Annotated in this window: 26 protein-coding genes; 10 read left to right on the forward strand and 16 right to left on the reverse strand. The window is 63.7% G+C overall.

Features of this window, described 5'->3' with window-relative positions; genetic code table 11:
* The first annotated feature begins 134 nt into the window (after positions 1–134).
* A complete protein-coding gene (locus WHT83_RS11890; RefSeq protein WP_406873880.1) occupies positions 135–2,444 on the forward strand; it encodes a xanthine dehydrogenase family protein molybdopterin-binding subunit in 2,310 nt (769 codons plus the stop codon).
* Positions 2,411–3,388: a DMT family transporter gene (locus WHT83_RS11895; protein WP_318762204.1), complete on the forward strand. Its 978-nt coding sequence runs from the start codon at positions 2,411–2,413 to the stop codon at positions 3,386–3,388. Before WHT83_RS11890 ends, WHT83_RS11895 begins: the two co-directional genes overlap by 34 nt.
* A 1-nt stretch (position 3,389) precedes the next feature.
* On the opposite strand, the gene WHT83_RS11900 is transcribed toward WHT83_RS11895, so the two are convergent.
* Positions 3,390–4,187 (reverse strand): helix-turn-helix domain-containing protein, encoded by a 798-nt coding sequence (locus WHT83_RS11900; protein ID WP_406873881.1) that lies wholly within the window; start codon positions 4,185–4,187, stop codon positions 3,390–3,392.
* 138 nt (positions 4,188–4,325) lie between these two features.
* Here WHT83_RS11900 and WHT83_RS11905 point away from each other — a divergent pair, with 138 nt between their 5' ends.
* Positions 4,326–4,727: a hypothetical protein gene (locus WHT83_RS11905; RefSeq protein WP_406873882.1), complete on the forward strand. Its 402-nt coding sequence runs from the start codon at positions 4,326–4,328 to the stop codon at positions 4,725–4,727.
* On the opposite strand, the gene WHT83_RS11910 is transcribed toward WHT83_RS11905, so the two are convergent.
* Complete coding sequence (locus tag WHT83_RS11910; protein WP_108608813.1) at positions 4,724–5,593, reverse strand: uracil-DNA glycosylase family protein; 870 nt, start codon at positions 5,591–5,593, stop codon at positions 4,724–4,726. The genes WHT83_RS11905 and WHT83_RS11910 overlap by 4 nt on opposite strands.
* Before the next feature lie 36 nt (positions 5,594–5,629).
* A complete protein-coding gene (locus tag WHT83_RS11915; RefSeq protein WP_108608812.1) occupies positions 5,630–6,283 on the reverse strand; it encodes a hypothetical protein in 654 nt (217 codons plus the stop codon).
* 247 nt (positions 6,284–6,530) lie between these two features.
* Between WHT83_RS11915 and WHT83_RS11920 the strand changes: the two genes are divergently transcribed.
* Entirely contained in the window at positions 6,531–8,213 is a 1,683-nt protein-coding gene (locus tag WHT83_RS11920; protein ID WP_406873883.1) for an electron transfer flavoprotein-ubiquinone oxidoreductase, read from the forward strand.
* A gap of 87 nt (positions 8,214–8,300) precedes the next feature.
* Here the strand turns inward: WHT83_RS11920 and WHT83_RS11925 are convergent, their stop codons facing one another.
* On the reverse strand, positions 8,301–9,341 hold the full coding sequence (locus WHT83_RS11925) for an endonuclease/exonuclease/phosphatase family protein (RefSeq protein ID WP_404801208.1): 1,041 nt from the start codon (positions 9,339–9,341) through the stop codon (positions 8,301–8,303).
* Between the two features lie 202 nt (positions 9,342–9,543).
* On the opposite strand from WHT83_RS11925, the gene WHT83_RS11930 reads away from it, so the two are divergent.
* The gene (locus WHT83_RS11930) at positions 9,544–10,146 is read left to right on the forward strand and encodes a DUF922 domain-containing Zn-dependent protease (RefSeq protein WP_406873884.1); all 603 of its coding nucleotides are present in this window, start codon (positions 9,544–9,546) and stop codon (positions 10,144–10,146) included.
* 52 nt (positions 10,147–10,198) lie between these two features.
* Here the strand turns inward: WHT83_RS11930 and WHT83_RS11935 are convergent, their stop codons facing one another.
* The 3 genes from WHT83_RS11935 to WHT83_RS11945 form a co-directional block, all read right to left on the reverse strand.
* The gene (locus WHT83_RS11935) at positions 10,199–11,701 is read right to left on the reverse strand and encodes an AMP nucleosidase (protein WP_406873885.1); all 1,503 of its coding nucleotides are present in this window, start codon (positions 11,699–11,701) and stop codon (positions 10,199–10,201) included.
* Positions 11,702–11,768: 67 nt separating this feature from the next.
* The gene (locus WHT83_RS11940; protein ID WP_055978476.1) at positions 11,769–11,963 is read right to left on the reverse strand and encodes a hypothetical protein; all 195 of its coding nucleotides are present in this window, start codon (positions 11,961–11,963) and stop codon (positions 11,769–11,771) included.
* Between the two features lie 33 nt (positions 11,964–11,996).
* Positions 11,997–12,167 carry a hypothetical protein gene (locus WHT83_RS11945; protein ID WP_183263521.1) on the reverse strand — a complete coding sequence of 57 codons (171 nt, stop codon included), beginning with the start codon at positions 12,165–12,167 and terminating at the stop codon, positions 11,997–11,999.
* 173 nt (positions 12,168–12,340) lie between these two features.
* Here WHT83_RS11945 and WHT83_RS11950 point away from each other — a divergent pair, with 173 nt between their 5' ends.
* Positions 12,341–13,063 carry a glutathione S-transferase family protein gene (locus WHT83_RS11950; protein WP_108608807.1) on the forward strand — a complete coding sequence of 241 codons (723 nt, stop codon included), beginning with the start codon at positions 12,341–12,343 and terminating at the stop codon, positions 13,061–13,063.
* A 110-nt stretch (positions 13,064–13,173) separates the two neighbouring features.
* Here WHT83_RS11950 and WHT83_RS11955 read toward each other — a convergent pair whose 3' ends face one another.
* Positions 13,174–13,518 carry a DUF2147 domain-containing protein gene (locus WHT83_RS11955; RefSeq protein WP_108608806.1) on the reverse strand — a complete coding sequence of 115 codons (345 nt, stop codon included), beginning with the start codon at positions 13,516–13,518 and terminating at the stop codon, positions 13,174–13,176.
* A 436-nt stretch (positions 13,519–13,954) separates the two neighbouring features.
* Between WHT83_RS11955 and WHT83_RS11960 the strand changes: the two genes are divergently transcribed.
* The 3 genes from WHT83_RS11960 (at position 13,955) to WHT83_RS11970 (ending at position 16,529) form a co-directional block, all read left to right on the forward strand.
* Positions 13,955–14,221, forward strand: a complete 267-nt coding sequence (locus WHT83_RS11960; protein WP_108608805.1) for a sel1 repeat family protein — start codon at positions 13,955–13,957, stop codon at positions 14,219–14,221.
* Positions 14,222–14,585: 364 nt separating this feature from the next.
* Positions 14,586–15,704, forward strand: a complete 1,119-nt coding sequence (locus WHT83_RS11965) for an ABC transporter substrate-binding protein (protein ID WP_108608804.1) — start codon at positions 14,586–14,588, stop codon at positions 15,702–15,704.
* A gap of 162 nt (positions 15,705–15,866) precedes the next feature.
* Positions 15,867–16,529: a peroxiredoxin gene (locus WHT83_RS11970; protein ID WP_108608803.1), complete on the forward strand. Its 663-nt coding sequence runs from the start codon at positions 15,867–15,869 to the stop codon at positions 16,527–16,529.
* A 57-nt stretch (positions 16,530–16,586) separates the two neighbouring features.
* Here WHT83_RS11970 and WHT83_RS11975 read toward each other — a convergent pair whose 3' ends face one another.
* From WHT83_RS11975 to WHT83_RS11995, 5 genes are all read right to left on the reverse strand, one after another.
* Positions 16,587–17,204, reverse strand: a complete 618-nt coding sequence (locus WHT83_RS11975) for a YitT family protein (RefSeq protein ID WP_343061751.1) — start codon at positions 17,202–17,204, stop codon at positions 16,587–16,589.
* A gap of 101 nt (positions 17,205–17,305) precedes the next feature.
* Positions 17,306–19,264: a biotin carboxylase N-terminal domain-containing protein gene (locus WHT83_RS11980; RefSeq protein WP_406873886.1), complete on the reverse strand. Its 1,959-nt coding sequence runs from the start codon at positions 19,262–19,264 to the stop codon at positions 17,306–17,308.
* Positions 19,265–19,277: 13 nt separating this feature from the next.
* Entirely contained in the window at positions 19,278–20,885 is a 1,608-nt protein-coding gene (locus WHT83_RS11985) for a carboxyl transferase domain-containing protein (RefSeq protein ID WP_318762195.1), read from the reverse strand.
* Between the two features lie 120 nt (positions 20,886–21,005).
* Positions 21,006–21,377, reverse strand: a complete 372-nt coding sequence (locus WHT83_RS11990) for a type II toxin-antitoxin system VapC family toxin (RefSeq protein WP_199914502.1) — start codon at positions 21,375–21,377, stop codon at positions 21,006–21,008.
* A gap of 2 nt (positions 21,378–21,379) precedes the next feature.
* Positions 21,380–21,718: an AbrB/MazE/SpoVT family DNA-binding domain-containing protein gene (locus WHT83_RS11995; RefSeq protein ID WP_318762194.1), complete on the reverse strand. Its 339-nt coding sequence runs from the start codon at positions 21,716–21,718 to the stop codon at positions 21,380–21,382.
* Positions 21,719–22,058: 340 nt separating this feature from the next.
* On the opposite strand from WHT83_RS11995, the gene WHT83_RS12000 reads away from it, so the two are divergent.
* A complete protein-coding gene (locus WHT83_RS12000) occupies positions 22,059–22,451 on the forward strand; it encodes a hypothetical protein (protein WP_108608799.1) in 393 nt (130 codons plus the stop codon).
* Between the two features lie 17 nt (positions 22,452–22,468).
* On the opposite strand, the gene WHT83_RS12005 is transcribed toward WHT83_RS12000, so the two are convergent.
* From WHT83_RS12005 to WHT83_RS12015, 3 genes are all read right to left on the reverse strand, one after another.
* A complete protein-coding gene (locus tag WHT83_RS12005) occupies positions 22,469–23,629 on the reverse strand; it encodes an isovaleryl-CoA dehydrogenase (protein ID WP_406873887.1) in 1,161 nt (386 codons plus the stop codon).
* The gene (locus WHT83_RS12010) at positions 23,595–24,239 is read right to left on the reverse strand and encodes a TetR/AcrR family transcriptional regulator (RefSeq protein WP_108609982.1); all 645 of its coding nucleotides are present in this window, start codon (positions 24,237–24,239) and stop codon (positions 23,595–23,597) included. The genes WHT83_RS12005 and WHT83_RS12010 overlap by 35 nt, the downstream gene beginning before the upstream one ends.
* A 96-nt stretch (positions 24,240–24,335) precedes the next feature.
* Complete coding sequence (locus WHT83_RS12015) at positions 24,336–25,763, reverse strand: HlyD family type I secretion periplasmic adaptor subunit (protein WP_108608797.1); 1,428 nt, start codon at positions 25,761–25,763, stop codon at positions 24,336–24,338.

Below are 25,763 nucleotides of genomic sequence, written 5' to 3' on the forward strand. Positions count from 1 at the left end.
CGACGTCCGAACGCTGGCTGCATGCTGGTAGAACAAATATGCGGCCGCTGCTCTTTACACGAAACGCCCCCTCGGCAAAACTGTTCGGGACCGCACATTTGCTGCGCTCCTCCACCAATCCTCACGGGGCAGATATGACTATCGTCACGCCGAAATTCGGGATGGGCGCATCCGTTTTGCGCCTCGAGGACGCGGCATTCATCACCGGCACGGGTCGCTACACCGACGACATCGCCCTGGCATCGCAACTCCACGGCTATGTCCTGCGTTCGCCGGTCGCCAAAGGCAGCTTCAAGATCGGTTCGGTCCAGGACGCACGCGCCGCACCCGGGGTCCGCCTGGTGCTGACCGGCGCCGATGTCGACCATCTCGGCGAACTCAAGTCGATGGTCATGCAGAAGCAACCCGACGGCACCCGTGCGCCGACCCGCGACATCCCGATCCTGTGCGGCGACCGGGTCAACTATGTCGGCGATGCGATAGCCTTCGTTGTCGCCGACACCAGGGCGTTGGCGCAGGATGCCGCCGAACTGATCGAGGTCGATTATGACGGCGAAGACGCTGCGGCCAATACAGCGACCGCGCTGGACGACAAGACGCCGCTGGTCTGGCCCGAACTCGGCTCAAACCGCGCCTTCACCTACCATCTCGGCGACAAGGACAAGACCGACAAGGCTTTCGCCAGCGCCGACCATGTCACCCGCATAGAGTTCATCAACAACCGCCTGATCTGCAACTACATGGAGCCGCGCTCGGCCATCGGCGAGTGGCGCACCGACGAGGACCGTTTCGTGCTGACCACCGGTTCGCAGGGCGTGCATTCGATGCGCAACGTTCTGACCGGGCAGGTCTTCGGCATAGTCGCCGACAAGCTTCGCGTCATAACCCCCGACGTCGGCGGCGGCTTCGGCACCAAGGCTTTCGTCTATCGCGAACACGCGCTGGTGCTTGAGGCCGCCAAGCGGCTCGGCCAGCCGGTCAAATGGGCGAGCGACCGCACCGAGCATTTCCTCACCGACGCGCAGGGGCGCGACAACGTCGTCGCCGCCGAAATGGCGATGGACGGCAACGGCCGCTTTCTTGGCCTGCGCGTCGAACTGCTCTCCAATGTCGGTGCCTATGTCTCGCAATACGGTCCTGTTATCGCCCATATCGGCGCCAGCATGTCGACCGGCGTCTACGACATCGAGGCGCTCGATGTGGCGATTACGGGCGTTTACACCAACACCTGCCCGGTCGATGCCTATCGCGGAGCAGGGCGCCCGGAGGCCGCACTCCTGGTCGAAAAGCTCGCCGATGCCTGTGCCCACGAACTTGGCCTGACGGTCGACGAGATCCGCCGCCGCAACTTCATCCGCCCGGAACAGTTCCCCTACCGGACCCAGACAGGCCGGCTCTACGACGTCGGCGAATTCGAAGCGCACATGGAGCTTTCCATGCAGCGCGCCGGCTGGGAAGGCTTCCCCGAGCGGCTCGCCGGGGCGAAGCAGCGGGGGAAAATCCGCGGCATCGGCATGGCGACCTACATCGAAGCCTGCGCTTTCGCCGGGTCCGAACCCGCGCGCGTCGAGCTCAATGCCGACGGCACGGTGTCGGTCTTCATCGGCACCCAGTCCAACGGCCAGGGCCACGCCACCGCCTATGCCCAGTTCGTGTCGGAAAAGCTCAATCTCGAGGTCGCCAGGATCAGCGTCCACCAAGGCGATACCGACCAGCTGCCCAGCGGTGGCGGCACCGGCGGTTCCCGCTCGATCCCGCTCGGCGGCGTCTCGGCCTCCCGCGCTGGCGAGGCATTGGCGGAGAAGCTCAGGAAGCTCGCCGCAGATGAACTCGAGGCCGCGGCCGCCGACATCGAACTGGAAAACGGCGAGGCACGCATCGTCGGCACCGACCGCGCTATCGGTTTCGCGGCGCTTCATGCCGCGGCGAAAAACCCGGACGATCTCAAGGCGATGGGCGAGTTTGTTCAGCACGAGGCCACTTATCCCAACGGCACCCATATCTGCGAGGTCGAGATCGATCCCGAGACTGGCGCCACCGAGGTCGTGGCCTACACCATCGTCGACGACTTCGGCATGACGGTAAACCCGCTGCTGCTGGCAGGCCAGGTCCACGGCGGCGTCGTCCAGGGCATCGGCCAGGCGCTGTCGGAAGAGGCGGTCTACGGCGAGGACGGCCAGCTCCTGACGGCGAGCTTCATGGACTACACCATGCCGCGTGCCGACTCCGTGCCGTCCTTTCATTTCGAGACGCGCAACGTGCCCTCGACCACCAATGCCATGGGCATGAAGGGCGCCGGCGAGGCCGGCACCATTGGCGCGACGCCGGCCGCACTCAATGCCGTCACCGATGCGCTCCACCGGGCCTATGGCATAAGCCATGTTGAAATGCCGGCGACGCCCGCGCGCGTATGGGCAGCGATAGAGGCGGCCAGGGTGAAGTGAAGCATCAAGTGGTTCATCAGGCTTTGTCGCCGCTTACAGGTATCGCGCTCAAGGTCATTTCGGTGGCAATCTTCGTCGGCATGTCGACCAGCATCAAGCTGGCCGGCCAGGTGCCCGCCGGCCAGATCGTCTTCTTCCGGTCCTTCTTCGCCATTTTTCCGATCCTGGTCTTTCTCGCCTGGCAAGGCGAGTTGCGCACGGCGGTCGTGACCACGCGGCCGTTCGGGCACATCATGCGCGGGCTGGCCGGGGTCACGGCGATGGGTTTCAGCTTCTTCGCGCTGACGCAACTGCCGCTGCCGGAGGCGATCACGCTGAACTATGCCCAGCCGCTGCTGGTCGTCGTCTTCAGCGCCCTCATCCTCGGCGAAAACGTTCGCGCCTATCGCTGGACTGCGGTCGCGATCGGTCTTGTCGGCGTGCTGATCGTGTCATGGCCCAATCTGACGCTGTTTACCTCGCCCGAAGGCGTGAGCGACAAGGCGGCGATGGGCGCGGTGGCCGCCATTGTCGGCGCGGCACTTTCGGCCATCGCCATGCTGCTTGTCCGCAATCTCGTCCATACGGAGCGCACGGCGACGATCGTGCTGTGGTTTTCGTTGACCGCCAGCATCATGGCCCTGTTCAGCATCCCGTTCGGCTGGCAGTCGCTGACTTGGGAGCAGACGGCGCTGCTCGTCACCAGCGGCTTCTGCGGCGGCATCGCGCAACTGTTCATGACCGAGGCCTACCGCCACGCCGAGGCGTCGACGGTCGCGCCGTTCGAATACACGTCGCTGCTGCTCGGCATCGTCGTCGGCTATCTCGTCTTCGGCGATCTGCCGACCCTGTACACGCTGGTCGGTGGTGTCATCGTCGTCGGCGCCGGCATCTTCATCATCTGGCGCGAGCGGCGTCTCGGCATCGAGCGCCAGGCGGCCAAGAAAGCTGCCCCGCCGCAATAGCTCATTGCTTGGCCAGTGCCCTGAGATGGGCCGCCGTCTCCTCGTCGGCGGGGAAGAAGGATTCGATTGCCAGCTCCGACAACGTCACGTCGAGCGGCGTGCCGAATACGGTGATCGTGCTGATAAAGGACAGCACCGCATCTCCCATGCGAAGCCTTAGCGGATGGGCGATCGCCTGCGGATCGGCCTGAATCGGGCGGCCCGTGCGCGGCCCGTCGGGATAGCTCAGCAGTTCCCGCTCCAGCGCTTCGAGCACCGGATCGCCGGCGGTGTCGTTCTGGTGCTTCAGCCGCTCGATCAGGTGCGAGCGCCATTCGTGCAGGTTGACGATGCGCGGCGCCACGCCTTTCGGATGCAGGCTGAGCCTCAGCACGTTGACCGGCGGCTCGAGCAGCGAGGCGTCCTCCACGCCTGCGAGCATCGGGGCCAGCGCCGCATTGCCCTCGATCAGGTTCCAGTGCCGGTCGACGGCGATTGCAGGGTAGGGCTCGTGGCCCTTGAGCACCATGCGCACCGCGTCCATGGCCGGCGCCAGCGACGGGTGGTCGAGTGGTCTTTCGCCGAAGGTCGGCGCGTATCCGGCGGCCAGCAGAAGCTGGTTGCGCTGGCGCAGCGGGATCGACAGCCGTTCGGCGAGGTGAAGAACCATGTCGCGCGAGGGCGCCGACCGCCCGCTTTCCATGAAGCTCAGGTGCCGCTGCGAGATTTCAGCTTCCATGGCGAGATCGAGTTGGCTCATGCGCCTTCTGGTACGCCATTCGCGGATCAGGCCGCCTACGGGGTTTTGTGTCGTTGCCATCCACTCAACCTAAGCGGCATGGGTACTTATTGCTATTACCTCCGGCGTAATCGCCTTGGCCCAGTTCCGGTGGGATGTTCGGCATCAGGAAGGCGGTCGCAGACAGCCTCCGCCACAACCGAGCCAGGAGCTTTAGCCATGTCGATTACCGTCGCCCCTTTCCTCCGCAACGTCCTCTTCGCCGACGCCCTGGTCAGCGGCGCCGCTGGCATCCTGATGATGCTTGGCGCCCCGTTGCTGTCGCCGCTCCTTGGCCTGCCGCAGGATTTGCTGTTCTGGGCCGGCCTGGCGCTGGTGCCGTTTGTCGCCATGTTGGTGGTTCTTGCGCGGCGAACCGCCGTTTCGAGGCTGCTGATGATCGACATCGTCGCCATCAATGGCCTTTGGCTGGTCGGCAGTCTTGCCCTGTTGCTCTCTGGCACAGTGCAGCCGACGATGCTCGGCACAGCCTTTGTCGTCGTCCAGGCGCTGGCGGTCGCGGTGTTTGCTGAACTGCAGTTCATCGGCATCCGCCGCGCAGCTGCCACCGCCTCCTTTTAGAGGCTGCCCAGTTCCCGCAGCTTCGCTTTGACCTCGAGGAAGTCCCGCCACGCAAGTTTCTTGTGGGCGGGATTTCTGAGCAGATAGTCCGGATGCAGCGTCGGCATGACGGGAATGACCGTGCCATCCGGTGTCGTGTGGTTTTTCCAGGTGCCGCGAACGCGCAGGATGACGTCAGGCGAACCAGTCAAGACCTTTGCCGGCGGCCCGTCCAGCGTCACCAGAACCTTGGGTTTGACGAGCGCTATCTGGCGTTCGATGAACGGCCGGCAGATCTCGGTCTCATGTGGCGTCGGCGCACGGTTGCCGGGCGGACGCCACGGAATCACATTGGCGACATAGGCCGATGTCCGGTCGAGGCCGATTGCCGCCAGGATGCGGTCGAGCAACTGCCCAGAACGTCCGACGAAGGGCAGGCCCTCGAAATCCTCGTCGCGGCCGGGCGCTTCGCCGACCAGCATCAGGTCCGCATCCGGGTTGCCGTCGGCAAACACCATGCTCTTGGCCGTGGCCTTGAGATTGCAGCCTTCGAAGCCTTCCATGATCTGCCTGAGCTCGTCGAGCGTCGCTGCCTTTGCGGCGATCTCGCGCGCGGCGGCTGCCTGGGCTTCGTCGGGCACCGCTGCGGATACGGCCGGGCGCGGCGGCGGGGGAGGTGCACTCCTGTCGGCTCTTGCCGGCTCGGAGCGAACCGCGCCCTGCGGGCTTTGTTGGGCAGACCCTTGGACAGCCACTGCCTGGCGCTGCGCGTTTTCGGCAAATCTGTCGACAGGGTCGTCCAGTAGTGCGTCGTCGACGCCTGCCGACGCATAGAAGGCGAGCAGATCGCGCAGATCCGGACGTTCATTTCCCGAAAGTGAGGCCATGCCCCAGTTTCGGCGTTACGCCGGCGATTTGCAAGTTCATGACGACGGGATGCGCGGGTCCTGCACCAGATAAAAGCGCCAGCGCGGCGTGTAGTCGGTCACCAGGAAGCTGAAACCGACCACGGCGCGAGGGTCGACCTTGCCATCCGTATAGCGCAGGCGGTCGTAGGGCTCGAAGTCGCGGCTGTACTGGGCAAAGCTGTCCGATGAAATGTTGGCGTTGTCGGTCCGCCTCTGGTCGAAGGACAGCCCGTCGCCGAAAACGCTGGCATGTCCTTGTAATTCCTGCAGCTCGAACTCGAACTCCACCCAGGCTTGGCCGCTGTTGTTCAGCGCTTCGACGCGCACGAACATGATGCCGCTGGCGTAAAATCCCGAACTGTCGAAGGGTCTGATCGGCCGGGTCGTCCTGATCGTCAGCGTCACCGGTGTCGCCGACTGCAGTTCTTCCTTGATGACGAAGGGATCTTCGCGCGTTCCGGTGCCCGAAACCGAGGTGATGCGAAAGCCGCCCAACTCGTCGGAGAACGAATAGGCGCCGGCATTCCACACCTTCTGGTCCGCTTCGGTCTCTTGAGAGCGACCTTCATCGCTCAGCCATGTCGCAATAAGAAGGGCGGCCCCGGCCAGGATGTGGCGTCTAGGGTGACGGCGCTTCGGTCCGGTCCTGCAAGGCACGTATGGGCGCATGGAGAATCAATGGACGAATAGGCTGTTGAACACACCTGAAAACAGACAGTACGGGGCGGCGAATGCTGCCGAAAGGTGAAATCTTTTGACCTTTACGTTAACGTAAGATAATTCATCGTCGGGAGGAACGTCATTTCCTAAAGGCCGATGTGCGGCCGGTTCGATTTGACGTTTGCCAACGATGCGCTATGCAGCGCTTAGCTACAGATCGCCCTTGGGGACAGGGCCAGCCAATGCGGAGGGATTGATGAGCGATATCGAACGCGAGAGCATGGAATTCGACGTTGTCATCGTCGGCGCCGGGCCGGCGGGCCTGGCAGCGGCGATCCGGCTCAAGCAGGTCAATCCCGATCTCTCGGTGGTGGTGCTGGAGAAGGGCGGCGAGGTCGGCGCCCATATCCTGTCGGGTGCGGTTGTCGATCCGATCGGCATCAACCGCCTGTTGCCCGACTGGCGCGACGATGCCGACCATCCGTTCAAGACGCCCGTCACCGACGATCATTTCCTGATCCTCGGCCCGGCCGGCTCGGTCAAGCTGCCGAACATGCTGATGCCGCCGCTGATGAGCAATCACGGCAACTACATCGTCTCGCTCGGCAATGTCTGCCGCTGGCTGGCCACCAAGGCCGAGGCGCTCGGCGTCGAGATCTATCCCGGTTTTGCCGCCGCCGGCCTGCTCTACAACGATGAGGGGGCCGTCACCGGCGTCGTCACCGGCGACATGGGCATCGAGCGCGATGGCAGCCATGGCGCTGGCTTTGCGCCGGGCATGGCGCTGATGGGCAAATATGTGCTGATCGGCGAGGGTGCCCGCGGTTCGCTCGCCAAGCAGCTGATCGCCAGATACGACCTCGGCGCCGGCAAGGAGCCGCAGAAGTTCGGCATCGGGCTGAAGGAACTGTGGCAGGTCGCGCCGGAAAAGCACAAGCCGGGCCTGGTCCAGCACTCCTTCGGCTGGCCGCTCGACTTCAAGACCGGTGGCGGCTCGTTCCTCTACCACCTCGAAGACAACATGGTGGCGGTCGGTTTTGTCGTCCACCTCAACTACAAGAACCCCTATCTCGCACCGTTCGAGGAGTTCCAGCGCTTCAAGACCCATCCGGCGATCCGCGGCACCTTCGAGGGCGGCAAGCGCCTGTCCTACGGCGCGCGGGCCATCACCGAGGGCGGCTACCAGTCGGTACCGAAGCTGTCGTTCCCCGGCGGCGTCTTGATGGGCTGCTCGGCCGGCCTGGTCAACGTGCCGCGCATCAAGGGCTCGCACAACGCGGTGCTGTCGGGCATGCTCGCCGCCGAGCACGTCGCCGAGGCCATTGCCGCCGGTCGTGCCAATGACGAGCTCGCTGCTTACGAGGCCGCCTGGCGTTCGACCGACATCGGCAAGGACCTGAAGAAGGTCCGCAACGTCAAGCCGTTGTGGTCGCGCTTCGGCACCATCCTCGGCGTCGGCCTCGGCGGCCTCGACATGTGGCTCAACACGCTGTTCGGCGTCTCGCCCTTCGGCACGCTCAAGCACGGCAAGTCCGATGCCCAGTCGCTCGAGCCGGCATCGAAGCACGCCAAGATCGACTATCCCAAGCCCGACGGCGTCTTGACCTTCGACCGGCTGTCCTCGGTGTTTTTGTCCAACACCAACCACGAGGAGAACCAGCCGGTCCACCTCCAGGTCAAGGACATGGAGCTGCAGAAGCGCTCGGAATATGAGGTCTTCGCCGGGCCGTCGAGCCGCTACTGCCCGGCCGGTGTCTACGAGTGGGTCGATGCCGACGGCAACTCCATCGCCGGCGAGCCGGGACATGCCGACGCCAGGTTCGTCATCAACGCGCAGAACTGCGTCCACTGCAAGACCTGCGACATCAAGGACCCCAACCAGAACATCAACTGGGTGCCGCCCCAGGGCGGCGAGGGACCGGTCTACCCGAACATGTGATTTCTGCATTTGCAGCACATCCAGTGACAAAAGAACGGCCCGGAAGTCCTCGCGACTTCCGGGCCGTTTCCGTTGTGGCGAATGGCTTCAGCTGCCGCGTGGCGCCGGGGGCGTTTCGAGCACCACCGTCTGCGTCTCGTCCTCGGGTTGGGTGGCGCTGTCGCGGAACGAGAATTCCACCAGCAGCGGCCGGTGATCGGAACCGGCAGCCTCGCCCATGGTCACCGAGTGCACGGTGACATCGCCCTTGGCCATGACGTGGTCGATGGTCAAGCCGGCAAAGCGCATGAAGTCGGGCAGCATGAAGGTCAGCCAGGTGCGGCCGGCTGCCGGCATCAGCGTCAGGTCGCCGGCCTTGGCGACGCGTCCGACGGCAGCACTCCATGGCGTGGCGTTGAAATCGCCGCCCAGGATCGCATTGTCGCCGAGCGTGGCGAGATCGCCGCTCAGTTCGCCGATCTGGGGCGATTGCTCGAACGGCCACGGCCAGCCGAGGTGAAGGGCGGCCACGTCGCTTGTCCGGCCGCCGAAATCGACCTTGGCGATGGCCAGCGCCCCACCGCCGAAGCATTGCGGCTCGCTGCCTTCGGCAAACGGCCTTCGCGACAGGATCGCAACGCCGAAGATGCGGTTGGGGTAGGGGCACAGGATGCGGTGGGGGTAGCGCGCAAACAGCGGCTCAAGGCTCTTGGTCCACTTTGCCGACACTTCCTGCAGGGTGATGATGTCGGGCTGGGTCCGGCCGACCAGCGACAACACCTTGCCCGGCTCGGTGCTGTTGAAGCGCAGGTTCATCTGCAGCATCTTGTAGACCGGGCGGTCGGTGGCGCGCGGCTGGATTGCGGCATGCACCGGCCCGAGGCCGGGCAGCGGCAGCGCGCTCGACGTGGTGGACAGTGCCGCGGCGCCAAAGGCCAGCGCCGCAACCGCTTGCCAGCGCAGCGAGCTAAACAGCAGCGGCAGTGCCGCCAGCATCATCAGCACCGCCAGGTGCACCCTGAAATGGGCGAACGAATCGAGCGCCGGGTGCCAGGCGCCGAAGAACCCGGCGACCAGCGGCACCGAAAGCAGCATCATCGCCGCAAAGCAGGCGATCTTGCCGAATTTGTAAAAAGCCATGGTCGTCATGTCCGCTTCATGTCGCGACAAATGCGGCCCATTGATGATCGATTATGTGCCTCCTGTATCTGGCCGCAAGCCTGCTTTGACAAGCCCCGTCGAGCGCTGCCCCGGTTGAAATCCGGAACGAACCGTGAGACCGATGGGCCGAGTTCACCGGCGCTCGCGGCCAGGTATCGCCCGACGCTGCATCTGCCTTGCGGAGAATGGAATGAAAACAGCCGCCCATCACTGGCTGCGGGCTTGTGCGGTCCTGGTTCTGGCGACGACGGTTGACGCCCGCGCTAACGGCCAGGTCGTCGAGCAGGTCAAGACCTATGCCATATCCGGCACCACCGCGCCCGAACTTTATGCCTCGATCGGCGAGCGCGGCCCCAAGGCCAGCGTCGGCCGCGCCATCGCCCACACCAATTTCAAGCTGACCTGGCAGCGCAAGTACGAGCCGCAGGGCGATGCCTGCACCCTGGTCGCGGCCAAGCCCAGGCTCATCATCACCTACACCTTGCCAAAGCCAGCCGGCCGCCTGCCGGCAGCGCTCCAGCGGCGCTGGGATGTGTTCTATGAAGGCGTCAGGCGCCACGAGCTGGTGCATGGCGAGATGATCAAGCAGATGGTGGCGACCATCGAAAAGACCACCATTGGCCTGTCGGTGCCGGGCGATTCCGGCTGCAAGAAGATCAGGCAGGAGATCACCAGGCCGCTGTCGGAAGCCTCGCTGGCCCAGCGGCAGCAAAGCAGCGACTTCGATCGCGTAGAACTCGGCGATGGCGGCAACGTCCATCGCCTGATCCTGACCTTCGTCAACGGGCAGTAACCCGCACGCCGAGGCGTTGGCGCCCGCAGTTCACGGGCGCGATGAGCCGTCCCTACTGGAACGCCGTCTCGGCAAAGCTGCGCAGCTTGCGCGAATGCAGCCGCTCGTTGGGCATTTCGGCCAGCTTTTCCAGGGCGCGGATGCCGATGGTCAGGTGCTGCGCCACCTGCCGCTTGTAGAACTCTGTCGCCATGCCCGGCAGCTTGAGTTCGCCATGCAGCGGCTTGTCGGAGACGCACAACAGCGTGCCGTAGGGCACCCGGAAGCGGAAGCCATTGGCGGCGATCGTTGCCGATTCCATGTCGAGCGCAATCGCACGCGACTGCGACAGCCGCTGCACCGGTCCGCGCTGGTCGCGCAGTTCCCAGTTGCGGTTGTCGATCGTCGCCACCGTGCCGGTGCGCATGATGCGCTTGAGGTCGTAGCCGGAAAGCCCCGTCACCTCGGCGACCGCCTCTTGCAGCGCCACCTGCACTTCGGCCAGCGGCGGGATCGGTACCCACACAGGCAGATCGTCGTCGAGCACGTGGTCCTCGCGGACATAGGCGTGCGCCAGCACATAGTCGCCGAGCGCTTGTGTGTTGCGCAAGCCGGCGCAGTGGCCGAGCATCAGCCAGGCATGCGGCCTCAGCACCGCGATATGGTCGGTGATGGTCTTGGCGTTGGAGGGGCCGACGCCGATATTGACCATGGTGATGCCGGCATGGCCCGGCTTCTTTAGATGGTAGGCCGGCATCTGCGGCAGCCTTGCCGCCGGCGTGCCTTCGGACGGTGTCGTGGCACCGGCCTTGGTCACCATGCCGCCCGGCTCGACGAACTCGGTGTAGCCGCCGCCGCCCTTGGCCATCAGGTCACGGGCCAGCAAGACGAACTCGTCGATGTAGAACTGGTAGTTGGTGAACAGCACGAAATTCTGGAAGTGCTGCGGCGTCGTCGCCGTGTAGTGGGACAGGCGGTGCAGCGAATAGTCGATGCGCTGGGCAGTGAAAACGGCCAATGGGCGCGCTTCGCCCGGCATGATCTCGAACGTGCCGTTTGCGATGTGGTCGTCGGTGCCGTCGAGATCCGGCACGTCGAACAGGTCGCGGATCGGCCGCTGGATGCGGTCGGCGGCAGCGCCGTCGACATGGGTGCCTTCAAGGAAGGCGAAATGCAGCGGGATCGGCGTCGACGATTCCGACACGGTCACCGGTCCGCCATGGTTGCGCATGATCAGCTTCAACTGCTCGGTCAGATAGCTCTGGAATAGGTCCGGCCGGGTGATCGTCGTCGAGAAATGGCCCGGCGTCGGCATATGGCCGTAGGCCTGGCGGGAATCGACCTGCGAATACGACGTCGTGGTGACTCCGACCTCGGGGTAGAAGGCGCGGAAGCGCACATTGGTGTCGGCACCCGCGGCAAGCGAGGCGAAGGCCTCGCGCAGGAAGGCGGTGTTGCGTTCGTAGAGCTGCTGCAGGGCAGCCACCGCCTTGGCGGCATCGCTGAAGCTCTGCTTGGGAAACGGCAGCGGCGAGGAGATGGATTCGATGGGTTCAGGATAGATTCGCTTTTCCATGACCCATTATAGAGACCAATCATGACAGTTGGGAGGGGGCCGATGGCGGGTCCCGCCAAATCCACGCTCAGCTGCGCTGCAGGCTGACCAGCAGCACGAAGCCGACGCCACCCTTGCGTGCCGCGGGAGCCTCGATCGTCGAACCGTTGTCGGCGCGCAGTTGCGGCACGGCCAGCACCGGGGCGGCGAGAACCATCAGGATCAGCGCGGCCCGCGGCAGGAGCCGGAGCGTCTTTCTGATCTGGGTTGCGGTGCGGGTCATTGGCTTTTCTTTCGTCTCGGACAGTTGGTTCGGTTACTTGCTGTGCGGCGCTTCGCAGGTCAGTCCTTCTTCGAAGACACAAGGCACGACATTGCCGATATCCCATGAGCGGGCGGGGCGGCTGGTCTCGGCGACGATGGTGGCAAACATGATGCCGAACATGGCGCTGAGCAGACAAACGATAGTGAACCGGCGAGCGAGCATTGGTGTCTTCCCCTTCAATGCGAGGGAATATGCGCCGTCGCGACTGAACGGGTTCTGAGACCTCCGTTCATCTTCGGTTCAAATTTATTGACGGTGCTTAAGACGTTCGCAGGGTTGTGTTTGAGGAGCCCACGCATATCTCCAGTCTATCGACCATCAACGGAGACTGCGGAATGACCACCCAGACGCTGCCGATCGAGCTCTATTATTGGCCCACGCCCAACGGCTGGAAGATCTCGATCATGCTGGAGGAACTCGGCGTTCCCTACACGGTCAAGTACATCAACATCGGCAAGGGTGAGCAGTTCGAGCCGTCATTCCTCAAGATCGCGCCCAACAACCGCATGCCGGCGATTGTCGACCCCGAAGGCCCGGGCGCGGATGGCAAGTGGGGCCATGAGCCGATCTCGATCTTCGAGTCGGGTGCGATCCTGCAATATCTCGGCCGCAAGTTCGGCAAGCTGTACCCTGCCGACGAGCGCGGCCGCGCCGAGGTCGACCAGTGGCTGTTCTGGCAGGTCGGCGGTCTCGGCCCGATGGCCGGCCAGGCGCATCATTTCCGCCAATATGCGCCGGAGAAGATCGCCTATGGCATCGAGCGCTATACCAACGAGGTCAACCGCCTCTATGGGGTGATGAACAAGCGCCTCGCCGATCGCGAATTCCTCGCCGGCGACTATTCGATCGCCGACATTGCCTCGCTCGGCTGGGTCAAGCCCTACAAGAACCAGGGTCAGGAAATCGACGACTTCCCGCACCTCAAGCGCTGGTTCGAAACGCTGATGGCCCGGCCGGCGGTCGTGCGCGGCATTGCGGTCGGCGAGGATCATCGCCGCAATCTCGCCGACGACAAGGAAGCCCAGAAGGTGCTGTTCGGGCAGCGGGCGAGGGCCTGAAGAGAGCGAGTAGCGAGTAGTGAGTAGTGAGTAGCGAATAGGGGGAGGCAGCGCCTCAGTTGCCCAGCTTCCCTACTCCCTACTCCCTACTCCCTATTCCCCATCCGCTCCTACAGCTTCGACCAGTTCTGCGTCTTGCAGATCAGGCCGCCGAGCACGCAGCCCTTCATCTTGAGGTTCGAGCCGGCGAGGCTGGCCTTGCCGGTGTAGGTCTTGTCGTTGGCCGGATCGGTGATCTTGCCCGAATAGGCGCTGTCGCCATCGGCATTGAAGGTACCGATCTTCTTGCCGGCATGCTTGCCGTCTTTCAGCGTGATACAGAAGCTGCCGCCGCAGGACGCGATTGCGGCAGTCGAGCCCGCTTCGGTCTTCCAGCTGCCTTCGATCGGATCGGCATGGGCCGCACCGGCCAGCATCATCGTGGCCGCCACGGCCACGCTCATCTTGCGAAACATTGAAGTCCTCCCGGTTGGTATCTTGCTCAGGCATCTCCCCCGCCTGACGTTTACGCAAACGTAAGCGTAATGCAGCTCTGGCGAAAACGAAAGCGGTGCCGCAGGGGAAGCCGGAAGCATTTTTGAGCCCTGAAAACACCGGCATAGCGCTCTGAAATTCACCGATGGCGACGGATGAAAGCTGCGCGTGGTTATCAAAGACTTTCGCGTCCGGGCGCAAATTTTCATCGCATTTTCTCCAAATCCCAGCCGGCGCAACGGTTCCTATCCTTAATGAATTCCGAGGTTTACCCTTTGTTTTAGGTTTGTTTTCCTGGAATTAAGCACGCCATTTAACGCCGGATTCAAGGCTCGGCGGCATCCTCGGAAGCATCGAAAGAGCAGCTCGGGGGACACCAGCGGGCCCGCTCTCGGGAGACAGACAGGGGATAAGAAAATGGCACGTTTCGAAATCTTTGATGCTGGCTTCGGCGCGATGGGTTCCACCGCTCAGGCCGACATACTTCTGGAATTGGGCATGATGTATGCCACCGGCCGCGATTGCGAGGTCGACGTCGTTACCGCCCACAAATGGTTCAATATCGCCGCGATCAAGGGCTCTGCCCGCGCTGCCGAGTTGCGCTCGGAATTGTCCGGCTCGATGTCCAAGCTCGACATCGTCAAGGCGCTGCGCGAAGCCCGCGAATGGATGACCACGCACTGAATACTGCTTCCGGGGGGAAGATCGAGGTCGCCCGTATGGCGGCTTCCAATAACAACAACGCGACGGCCTGAAGGACGGGCGAGGCGCGATCGGAATAACAGGGCAGGCGGATTGCGACGGGGCCACAGACGCTCCGCGACGTTCTCCACGAAAAAGGCCGCGACCGATCGAAACAAGATCGGCGCGGCTTTTTTGTTTTTTCCAGGCGATTACCCGATTGCCGGCATCATTGCCGGCAGTGCCGCTTGCAGGCACAATGTTCCGATGCCCATGCGCCAAGACAAGGCACAACTTGGGTGAGAGGTTTCCGGCGCATTTGAAGTATGGCGCGCGGCATCGCCGGCGCGCCCAGGGAGAGGGAAAAATGCATTTCAAACGTTCAGTTGGCGCATTGCTCGCGCTGTCGCTCAGTGCCGGCGTGGCATTTGCCGAAGACATCACTGTCGCCGTCGTCGGGCCGATGACTGGCCAGCTCGCCAACATCGGCGACCAGTTCCGCCAGGGCGCCGAGGCTGCCGTCAAGGCGATCAACGAAAAAGGCGGCGTCCTGGGCCGCCAGCTCAAGCTTTCGGTCGAGGACGATGTCTGCGATCCCAAGCAGGCGGTTTCCGTTGCCAACCGCATCGTTGCCAACGGCATCAAGTTCATCGACGGCCATGCCTGCTCGGGCTCGAGCATTCCGGCGTCGGCCGTTTATGCCGAGAGCGGCGCGCTGATGATGTCGCCGGCGTCTTCGAACCCGATCATGACCGACGATGCGGCTGCCAAGGGCTGGTCGACGATCATGCGTCTCTATACCCGCGACGACGCGCAGGGCGCGTTCATCGGGCCGTGGATCGCCGAGAAGTACAAGGGCAAGAACGTTGTCGTGCTGCACGACAAGAGCGCCTACGGCCAGGGCGTGGCCGATGCCGTCAGGAAGACGATGAATGCCGGCGGCCTCACCGAACTCCTGTACGAAGGCATCAATGCCGGCGAGAAGGACTATTCGGCGCTCGTCACCAAGCTCAAGGAACTCAAGGCCGATGTCGTCTATTTCGGCGGCTACCACCCCGAGGCCGGCCTCATCCTGCGCCAGTCGGCGGAGCAGAACTTCAAGTATCAGCTGATCATGCCGGACTCGATCGCCTCGCCTGAATTCTGGCAGATCGCCGGCCCGGCCGGCGAAGGCACGATGTTCGTCTTCCCGTCCGACCCCCAGGCCAAGCCCGAAGCCAAGGAAGCGGTCGAGAAGATCAAGGCCGGCGGTTTCGTGCCGGAAGGCTTTACCTTGTTCTCCTACGCCACCATCCAGGCCTTCGCGCAGGGCATCGAGCGCGCCGGCACCGACGATCCGATGAAGGTCGCCGAGGCGCTCAAGGACGGCAAGCCGATCAGCACCGTCGTTGGCGACGTCGTCTTCGACGAGAAGGGCGATCTGAAGAACGCGAGCTACGACATCAACCAGTGGCATGACGGCAAGTACGCGCCGATCAAGCAGTAAGCTTTCCTGGAAATGCTGAACTGTTGCAATGGCCGGGCTTGTCCCGGCCATTGTCGTTTTCGCGGGCTTGGCGCAAGATGGCGCATTCGCACTCGGACGTAAAACGCGCGCCGTTTTGGCTGCGAGTTCGCTTCGTGCGTCGATTTCAGGAGGAACCGAGCCATGAGCCTTCGTATCAACGACACCGCCCCGGATTTCAAAGCCGACACCACGGAAGGCCCGATCAGCTTTCACGACTGGATCGGCGACGGCTATGCCGTGCTGTTTTCGCACCCCAAGGATTTCACGCCGGTCTGCACGACCGAACTCGGCTACATGGCCGGGTTGAAGTCCGATTTTGCCAGCCGCAACGCCAAGATGATCGGCATTTCGGTCGATCCGGTCGAAAACCATCACAAATGGAAAGCCGATATCGAGCAGCTGTCGGGCAACAAGGTCGACTACCCGATGATCGGCGATCCGACGCTTGCCGTAGCCAAGCTCTATGACATGCTGCCTGCCGGTGCGGGCGACAGCTCGGAAGGCCGGACCCCGGCAGACAACGCCACGGTGCGCTCGGTGTTCGTCATCGGCCCGGACAAGAAGGTCAAGCTCACACTGACCTATCCGATGTCGACCGGCCGCAACTTCGACGAGATCCTGCGTGCCCTGGATTCAATCCAGCTGACGGCCAAGTACCAGGTCGCTACGCCCGTGCAGTGGAAGCAAGGCGACGACGTCATCGTCACCGCTGCCGTGTCCGACGAGGACGCCATCAAGCGCTTCGGCTCGTTCGAGCGCGTGCTGCCCTATCTCCGGAAGACCAAGCAGCCGACCACGCACTGATCCGCAACGGACTACTACAAGAAGCCGCGCCCCTGGCGCGGCTTCTTGTTTACTGCGTCAGCTCATGCCGACATAGCGGCCGGGACGGTGGTTGATGGCAATAATCAGATTGAGTACCGCAGCACCCGCCACTGACAGCGCCACCTTCGACCAGTCGAGATAGAACAGCGATATGAACAGGATGGTCAGGTCGACCGCGAGCTGGAAATAGCCGGCGCGGATGCCGTGATTGTCCTGCAGGTAGAGCGCCAGGATGTTGAAGCCGCCGAGCCCGGCGCGGTGGCGAAACAGCACCAGAAGCCCCATCCCCATCAGTCCGCCGCCGGCGACCGCCGCATAGAGCGGATCGACATGCGCGATGCCGATCCACTCCGGCGTCAGCCGCGACAAGACTGAAATCAGCGCCACGGCTGCAAATGTGCGTAGCGCGAACGGCCAGCCCATGCGCTTCACCGCGAGATAGTAGAAGGGCAGGTTGATGACGAAGAACACCGCGCCGAAGCCGTAGCCGGTCACATACTGGATGAGCAGCGCCAGCCCGGCCGAGCTGCCAGTGATCAGCCCGGCATGGGTGTAGAGCACCAGCCCCAGCGCCACCAGCGTCGTGCCGGTCAGCAGCGCCAGCACGTCCTCGTAGAGCCCATGCGGGATGGCTTCGCTGTTGGTCTCGGTCACGGTATCGCCTGTCGTTGATTGTTGCACCGCAGCCCTAAGACGTCAGCCCGAAAATCGAAACCCATTTCCGGGCTGGAGTTGCGCTTTCGCAAACGGCAGCACTATTCCTCGAAGCGCACCAGCACCGTTCCGTCGGTCACCTGCGCGCCTTCCATGGCGATCTCCTGGATCACCCCGTCATGGGTGGCGGCAATGGTGTGTTCCATCTTCATCGCCTCGAGCACCAGCAGCGGCTGGCCCTTGGTGACCTTGTCGCCCTTGGCCGCACGTACCAGCTTGACCAGCCCCGGCATCGGCGCGCGCATACTCGAAGTGCCTTCGCCGATCTCGGTTGCGCGCGCAAACGGGTCGCTGATCGCGAAGTCGAAGGAACGCCCGTTTTCGAAGACGGTGACGTGGCCGGGCCAACTGGCGACCGTTGCCACGCTCGTATCGGCAGTGTCGGTTGAAAGCACAAAGGCTTCGCTGCCGTCCGGACGGACATCGAAGCGACCGTCGGGCCGTGCCATAATGTGGGCGACGATCTCCGCGCCGCCAAACGACAGGCTCGCCCGCCGCGCCAGCGGGTTGAAATGTGCGTAGCCGGCGATGCTGGACCACGGATCGGCAGAGGCGTCCGCATTGCCGGCACCGGTCGCAGCGAGGGCTGCCAGCGCCACGGCACGGCTGCTGGGCGCCGCGCTCGTCGTCAGTTCCTCCTGCTTGCGCCCGATCAACCCGGTGTCGACATCGCCGGAGGCGAAGTCGACATCGCGGGCAAGGGCTGCCAGGAACGCAGCATTGGTGGTTGAACCCGCCACTTCCGTGTGGGTAACCGCTTCCGCCAGCGCGTCGAGCGCGCTCGCGCGGTCGGCACCGTGTGTCACCACCTTGGCAATCATCGGATCGTAGAACGGCGAGATGACATCGCCCTGGCGCACGCCGGTCTCGATGCGGATTTCGGTGCCTGCGGCGGTCTCGGTCGGGAACCTGAGATGATGCAGCGTGCCGATCGCCGGCAGGAACCCCTTGGCCGGGTCTTCGGCGTAGAGCCGTGCTTCGAAAGCGTGGCCATCAAGCCCGATGCCGTCCTGCCCGACGGGAATTTCCTCGCCCGCGGCCACGCGCAACTGCCATTCGACCAGGTCGACACCCGTCACCATTTCCGTCACCGGATGCTCGACTTGCAGGCGCGTGTTCATCTCCATGAACCAGAAGCGGTCGGGCTTCAGCCCGTCCGATGCATCGACGATGAACTCGATCGTGCCCGCACCCGAATATCCGATCGCCTTGGCGGCCTTCACCGCGGCATCGGTCATCGCCGCGCGCAGCTCGGCCGTCATGCCGGGGGCAGGGGCTTCCTCGATCACCTTCTGGTGCCGGCGTTGTGCCGAGCAGTCGCGCTCGAACAGATGCACGGCATTGCCATGGTTGTCGCCGAACACCTGCACCTCGATGTGGCGCGGCTTGTCGACATATTTTTCGACCAGCACCCGGTCGTCGCCGAAGGCTGCTTTGGCCTCGCGCCGGGCGCCCGACAGGGCGTCGGAGAAGTCGTCGGGATGGTCGACCCGGCGCATGCCCTTGCCGCCGCCGCCGGCGCGCGCCTTGATCAGCACGGGATAGCCGATCTCGCGCGCCTTGCTGGCAAGGATCACGATCTCCTGCGCTTCGCCGTGATAGCCCGGCACCACCGGCACGCCGGCTTTTTCCATCAGCCGCTTGGCCGCGTCCTTCAGCCCCATGGCGCGGATCGAATCCGCCGAAGGGCCGATGAAGACGAGGCCCGCCGCCGTCACTTGGTCGACGAAGTCGGGATTTTCCGACAGGAAGCCATAGCCGGGATGGATCGCCTCGGCGCTGGTCGCCTTGGCCGCCGCGATGATGACGTCGCCGCGCAGGTAGCTTTCGGCGACAGGCGAGCCGCCGATATGCACGGCCTCGTCGGCCATCGCGACATGCAGCGCGCGCGCATCGGCGTCCGAATACACCGCGACCGTCTTCACGCCCATCTTACGGGCGGTGCGGATGACGCGGCAGGCGATTTCACCGCGATTGGCAATGAGGATTTTCGAAAACATGGCTTGATCCCCATCACATCCTGAACACGCCGAACTTGGTGTCGGCGATAGGCGCGTTGAGCGCCGCCGACAGGCTGAGCGCCAGCACCTCGCGCGTCTTCGCCGGGTCGATGATACCGTCGTCCCAAAGTCGAGCGGAGGAATAGAGCGGGTGTCCCTCGCGCTCGTATTTTTCGAGGATCGGTGCCCGGAACTCGGCCTCTTCCTCCTTCGACCAGCTGCCGCCCTTGCGCTCGATGCCCTCGCGCTTGACCATGGCGAGCACGGTCGCCGCCTGTTCGCCGCCCATCACCGAGATGCGCGCGTTAGGCCACATCCACAGGAAGCGCGGCGAGTAGGCCCGGCCGCACATGCCGTAGTTGCCGGCGCCGAACGAGCCGCCGATGATGATCGTCACCTTCGGCACCTGGGCGGTTGCCACCGCGGTCACCAGCTTGGCGCCGTCCTTGGCGATGCCGCCGGCCTCGTATTTTGCCCCCACCATGAAGCCGGTGATGTTCTGCAGGAACACCAGCGGGATCTTGCGTTGGCAGCACAGTTCGATGAAATGCGCGCCCTTCAGCGCGCTTTCGGAAAACAGCACGCCATTGTTGGCGATGATGCCCACCGGCATGCCGTGGATATGGGCAAAGCCGGTCACCAGCGTGGTGCCGTAGTTCTGCTTGAACTCGTCGAAATCCGAACCATCCACCACGCGCGCGATCACCTCGCGCACGTCATAGGGCTGGCGCAGGTCGGCGGGGATGACGCCATAGACTTCTTCCGGAGCATGAACAGGCGGAATCGCTTTCTTCAAGACGAGCCCGATGTCCTTCTTCCGATTCAGGTTTTTGACGATGCGCCTGACGATCGCCAGCGCATGTTCGTCGTCCACGGCGTAGTGGTCGGCGACGCCCGAGACGCGCGTGTGCAGGTCGGCACCGCCCAGTTCCTCGGCGCTCACGTCTTCGCCCGTCGCTGCCTTCACCAGCGGCGGTCCGGCCAGGAAGATCGTCGCCTGATTGCGCACCATGATCGTTTCGTCCGACATCGCCGGTACATAGGCACCGCCCGCCGTGCACGAACCCATCACACAGGCGATCTGCGGAATGCCCGCTGCCGACATGTTGGCCTGGTTGAAGAAGATGCGGCCGAAGTGGTCGCGGTCGGGAAACACCTCGTCCTGGTTAGGCAGGTTCGCCCCGCCGGAATCGACAAGGTAGATGCAGGGCAGATTGTTCTGCAGCGCGATCTCCTGCGCCCGCAGGTGCTTCTTCACGGTCAGGGGATAGTAGGTGCCGCCCTTCACCGTGGCGTCGTTGACCACCACCATGACTTCGGTGCCTTCGACCCGGCCGATGCCGGCAATCAGCCCGGCCGAGGCGATGTCGCCGCCATAAAGTCCCCAGGCGGCGAACTGGCCGACCTCGAGGAACGGCGAGCCGGCGTCGAGCAACTGCGCCAGCCTCTCCCGGGGCAGAAGCTTGCCGCGCGAGGCATGCCGCTTGCGCGCGTCTTCCGAGCCGCCGCGCTCCACCGTTGCAGCCTTGTCGCTGATATCGGCCACCAGCGTTCGCAGGCGCGCGGAATTGGCCTTGAAGCTTTCGGAGGAGGGGGAGAGCTGGGAGTGGAGCGTCGGCATTTTTCCTCTTGGAGTGATACCCATGCGGTGCTGCGCCCAAGGCGCGAAGCAGTCATGGTGGGGTGGCGAATCTAACGCACTAGCCTCGTAATTTCGGCGAAGTCCAGCATCGTCTGCGCTCTAGCGTATGACCTCTATCTTGCAGCCGACGTCGAGGTCGGCCCATTTCCGGTCGGCAGTAACAGCCGTTCGTTCAGTCAGTATCGCCAGCGCCAGGCAGGCGCGGTCGCCCAGCGACAGGCCCTTGTGGCGCGTCGTTGAACGAAGGTGCCCGGCGACCAGCGCAAGGTGATGGTCGAACGACACTACCTCAAGATGCATATTCTCATACTGCTGCCGCACGGCAACTTCGTCGTAGCCCTTGTCGATCAGCTTCGAGATGACCTCCGTGGTGTTGACCGCACAGATCACGCTCTTGTCGACGAGCGCGTGCACCCGGTCGGCTCCAGGCTCTTGCAGCATGGCAGCCAAGACCGCCGAAGCGTCGAGCACGATCACTCTTCACCCCACATCGCGCGGCGCTCGGCCAGAAACTCGTCAACAACGCTCTCGCCCGGCTTCTTGTACTTGGCCATTTCCTCTTGGACCCGAGTGAGGGCCATCTGGTGTGAGATCAGCTTCAGTTCTCCGCCCTCGACATGGGCTACAAGATCGTCGCCGGGTTTGATGCCCATTTCCTCGCGCATGGCAGCGGGGATGACGACCCGGCCGCCGTCGCCCACGCGCAGGCGCTCGAACTTTGGCGGCTTGCGCAGCAATTCGTCCCTGATCCTGGAGCTGTGTGGCTTCTGCGGCTCCTCGGCGAAGCCCTTCGGTGTATCTGGCTCAGTCATGGCATGAACCTCGATCTGTGGCAGAAAGCGAGATTGTGCCATGAATGGCCATTTGCGGCAAATTGCAGTCGGAGGTGTTGCGAAACCTCTGATTGTTTTGGCTTGATAACGTTGCGGAATGCGTGTATCTGCCCGCTCCCGATAGGGCGAGCTGCTGGCTCGTCCGCGGGTTCCGCAACCTGTCCTCTTGGAGACGACCGATGAGACGCATCGATATGCGCCTGGCATTCCGTCTCCCTTCGGCAAAAGGCTGAGGCCGCCGAAGGGCGGCTCTTTCACACCTTGAATTCACCGAAGTTGCAGGGGAGCGCGCCGCCGTTGAGGCCGCGCGGTTGTCATCATGTATGTGCGTTTCGTCACGCCACTCATCCACCCGAACAGCCGGGTGGAGGCCGGCTTCTTCCAGGCCTCCTGGTATCTCTACCGGAACGGCTGCCCGGACTGGATCCTGGCCGAGTTGCGCGAGCAGTTCGACTGGTTCAATGCGCATTTGCCGGTGCCCGACAGGATCGGCCGCCACTTCAAGCGGCGTAACTCGATCTGGGGCATCTGCTGGTTCAATCCGGGTGCCGCCGAGGCCATCAGCCGTGCGCGTTACTGCGCCTGGCTGATCGGCGAAGGCGGTCTGCCGGTTCGGAGCATCAAGACTGCCGGCCAGCGCGAGGTCATCTGGCGCGACGCCCATCAGATCGTGTCGAAGCCGACCGACGATCTGCCAAGGGCTTTCCAGTGACCAGGCGGGAGGCGTCATCAGCCTTCCGCCATGATCTCGCGACCGATCAGCCAGCGCCTGATTTCGCTCGTGCCGGCGCCGATCTCGTAGAGCTTGGCGTCGCGCAGCAGCCGGCCGGTGGGATAGTCGTTGATGTAGCCGTTGCCGCCGAGAAGTTGCAGTGCGTCGAGCGCCATCTGGGTCGCCTTCTCCGCCGCAAACAGCACGCAGCCGGCGGCGTCCTTGCGTGTCGTCTGGCCGCGGTCGCAGGCCGCCGCCACCGCATAGACATAGGCACGCGCGGCATTCATCGTCGAATACATGTCGGCGAGCTTGCCCTGGACGAGCTGGAATTCGCCGATCGGCTGGCCGAACTGCTTGCGGTCATGGACATAAGGCACGGCGACATCCATGCAAGCCGCCATAATGCCGATCGGCCCGCCGGCCAGCACCACGCGCTCATAGTCGAGGCCCGACATCAGCACTTCGACGCCGCGGCCTTCCTCGTGCAGCACGTTTTCAAACGGCACCTCGACATTGTCGAACACCAGTTCGCCGGTGTTCGAGCCGCGCATGCCGAGCTTGTCGAGCTTCTGCGCCACCGAAAAACCCTTCGTCGTCTTTTCGATGATGAAGGCGGTGATGCCGCGCGATTTCCGGTCAGGGTCGGTCTTGGCATAGACCACCAGCGTATCGGCATCGGGGCCGTTGGTGATCCACATCTTGGAGCCGTTGAGTACATAGCGGTCGTTGCGCTTCTCGGCCCGCAGCCGCAGCGAGACGACGTCGGAGCCCGAGCCGCTTTCCGACATGGCGAGTGCGCCGACATTCTCGCCCGAGCACAGCTTGGGCAGGTATTTCGCCTTCTGCTCCGGCGTGCCCCAGCGCTTGATCTGGTTCACGCACAGGTTCGAATGCGCGCCATAGGACAGCCCGACCGAAGCCGAGGCGCGGGAGATTTCCTCCACCGCCACGACATGGGCGACATAGCCCATTTCGGAGCCGCCATATTCGACTTCGGCAGTGATGCCGAGCAGGCCCAGCGCGCCGAGTTCCTGCCACAGATGGGCGGGGAACTCGTTCGAGCGGTCGATGTCGGCGGCAATCGGCGCAATGCGCTCCTGGGCGAAGCGCCGCACCATCTCGCGCAGGCTGTCGATGTCCTCACCGAGCCCGAAGTTCAGCGTCTTGTCGTACATGCCGGTCCTCCGTATTGGTCTTGGCGCCCGTCAGGCGCATCGTCATGGCGAGATAGGTCGCCGTCACTTCATCGACCGACAGCCTCTCATCCGGACGAAACCAGACGATGACACCCGTGATCATCTGGATGATCGCCATCGCCGTCAGCCCGGTGTCGTCGACTTCCAGCAAGCCGGCGTCCGCGCCGTCGCGCAGGATGGTCCTGAGCTCCTTCTCATAGGTGGTGCGGAGCTTGAGGATGTTGGTCAGATTATCGCGCGAAAGGCTGCGCAATTCCATGTTCGAGACATGGGTGGCGTGCCGGCGTTCGACGTGGAATCGAATGTGGTTGGCGACAAAGCTGGTCAGCCTCGCCACTGGATCGTCATTGGCCGGGCGCGCCGCGTCCCAGGTGGCGGCCAGCTCTTCCATGTGCTCGCGCATCAGCGTGTGGAGCAGGTCTTCCTTGGTCGGGAAATAGCGATAGAGCGCAGCCGCCTGGACACCGACTTCAGCCGCCATCTGGCGCATCGTCACGGCTTCATAGCCGTGGCGCGCGATCAGCTGCACGGCAGCGTCGCGTATTGCCGCTTCCGTCCTGCCGCCGTCCGAACCCGCCGTTCGTGCCATGTCAGCCATTCCTCCCGAATGGCCAATTAATAAAACGGACGTTTAATTAATTCAAGTGGCGGGGGTCGTGGTCTTGGCAGTCGAGATAAATCGACGTCAGTCGCTGCGGAAGGCGCGGCTTGCCTGGTCGCTCAAGGGCTTGAACAGATAGGAAAGCACCGTGCGGTCGGTGGTCTTGAGAAACACCTCTGCCGGCATGCCGGGCTTGAGGTCCGGCTTGCCGGCCTGTTCCAGGCTCGTGGGCGACAGCGCGATGCGCACGGCATAGTAGGAGAGTCCGGCCTTCGGATCTTCGATCATGTCGGGCGAAACCCGGTCGACTGTACCTTCTACTTCCGGCGTCGTCTGCTGGTTGAAGGCCGAGAGCCTGAGCGTCGCCGGCTGGCCAATGCGAACCTGGTCGATATCCTGAGGCTGGACGCGGGCCTCGACCACCAGCGCATCCGCCGTCGGCACGATCTGCATGATCGCTTCGCCAGGGGTGACAACGCCGCCGACCGTATGGATGGCGAGTTGGTGGACCCGGCCGGCTTGCGGCGCGCGGATGTCGATCTGTTTCAGCGACTGCATGGCGGCGACCTGCCGTTCCCTCAGCTCTCCGGCCTTGCCGTCGATCTCGCGCAGGTCGCCCGCCACCTGGCTGCGCATGTCCTGGTCGATCTGGATGATGGCGAGTTCGGTCTCGCTGATCCGGCCGCGCGTCTGCGCCGCAGCTGCTGTCAGCTGCCCGTCCTCGCCGTCAAGCTGCGCCTGCGCCCGCTGGCGATCCGCCAGCCGGGAAATGGGCACCAGCTTCTTCTTCCACAGCTCCTGCATGCCCCCCAGTTCGACCTTGATCAGGGCGATCTCCTGCTGCTTGCTCTTCTGCTGGGCTTCGATGCCGGAGATTTCCTGCCGGAACTGGGAAATACGTTCGCGCAGCTGCGATACCTGCCCATCCCGCGCCTCTCGCCTCAGGGCAAAGAGCTTGTTTTCGCCCTCGATCAGCTGGGCGATCTCTGGATCGGACGCGCGTGCCGTCAATTCCTCTGGATAGACGACCGCGTCGGCACCGTCGCGCTCGGCCGTCAGGCGCGCCCGTCGGGCAATCAGTTCGTCCAGGCCATTGTCGACGATGGCGAGATTGGCCTTGGCGACGGTGTCGTCCAGCCTGACCAGTACCTCGCCTGCCGAAACGACGCTGCCATTGTGCACGTTCAGCGCGCCGACCACGCCGCCCTGCGGGTGCTGGACCGCCTTGACGTTCGAATCGACCACCAGATGGCCAGCAGCCACGACCGCACCCGACAGGCTGCTTGTCGCGGACCACAGGCCGAGTCCGCCCACCAGAGCCAGCGCGGCAAAGCCGCCCAGCCGCACGTTTCGTCTGATGGCATGGCGCAGCCGCAGCTGTTGCGGCGATGCGCCATCGATCGGCTTGGCGCCGTTGTCGAGCAGCGCAAGCGCCCGTGTCCGTACGGACGCGACGAGGTCCCGCGCTGTCTTCAGCCGGTCTGCTGCAGAATGGTTTGCTATCAGTGTCAT

The organism is Aminobacter sp. P9b (genome assembly GCF_045345995.1).
Taxonomy (GTDB): Bacteria; Pseudomonadota; Alphaproteobacteria; order Rhizobiales; family Rhizobiaceae; genus Aminobacter; species Aminobacter niigataensis.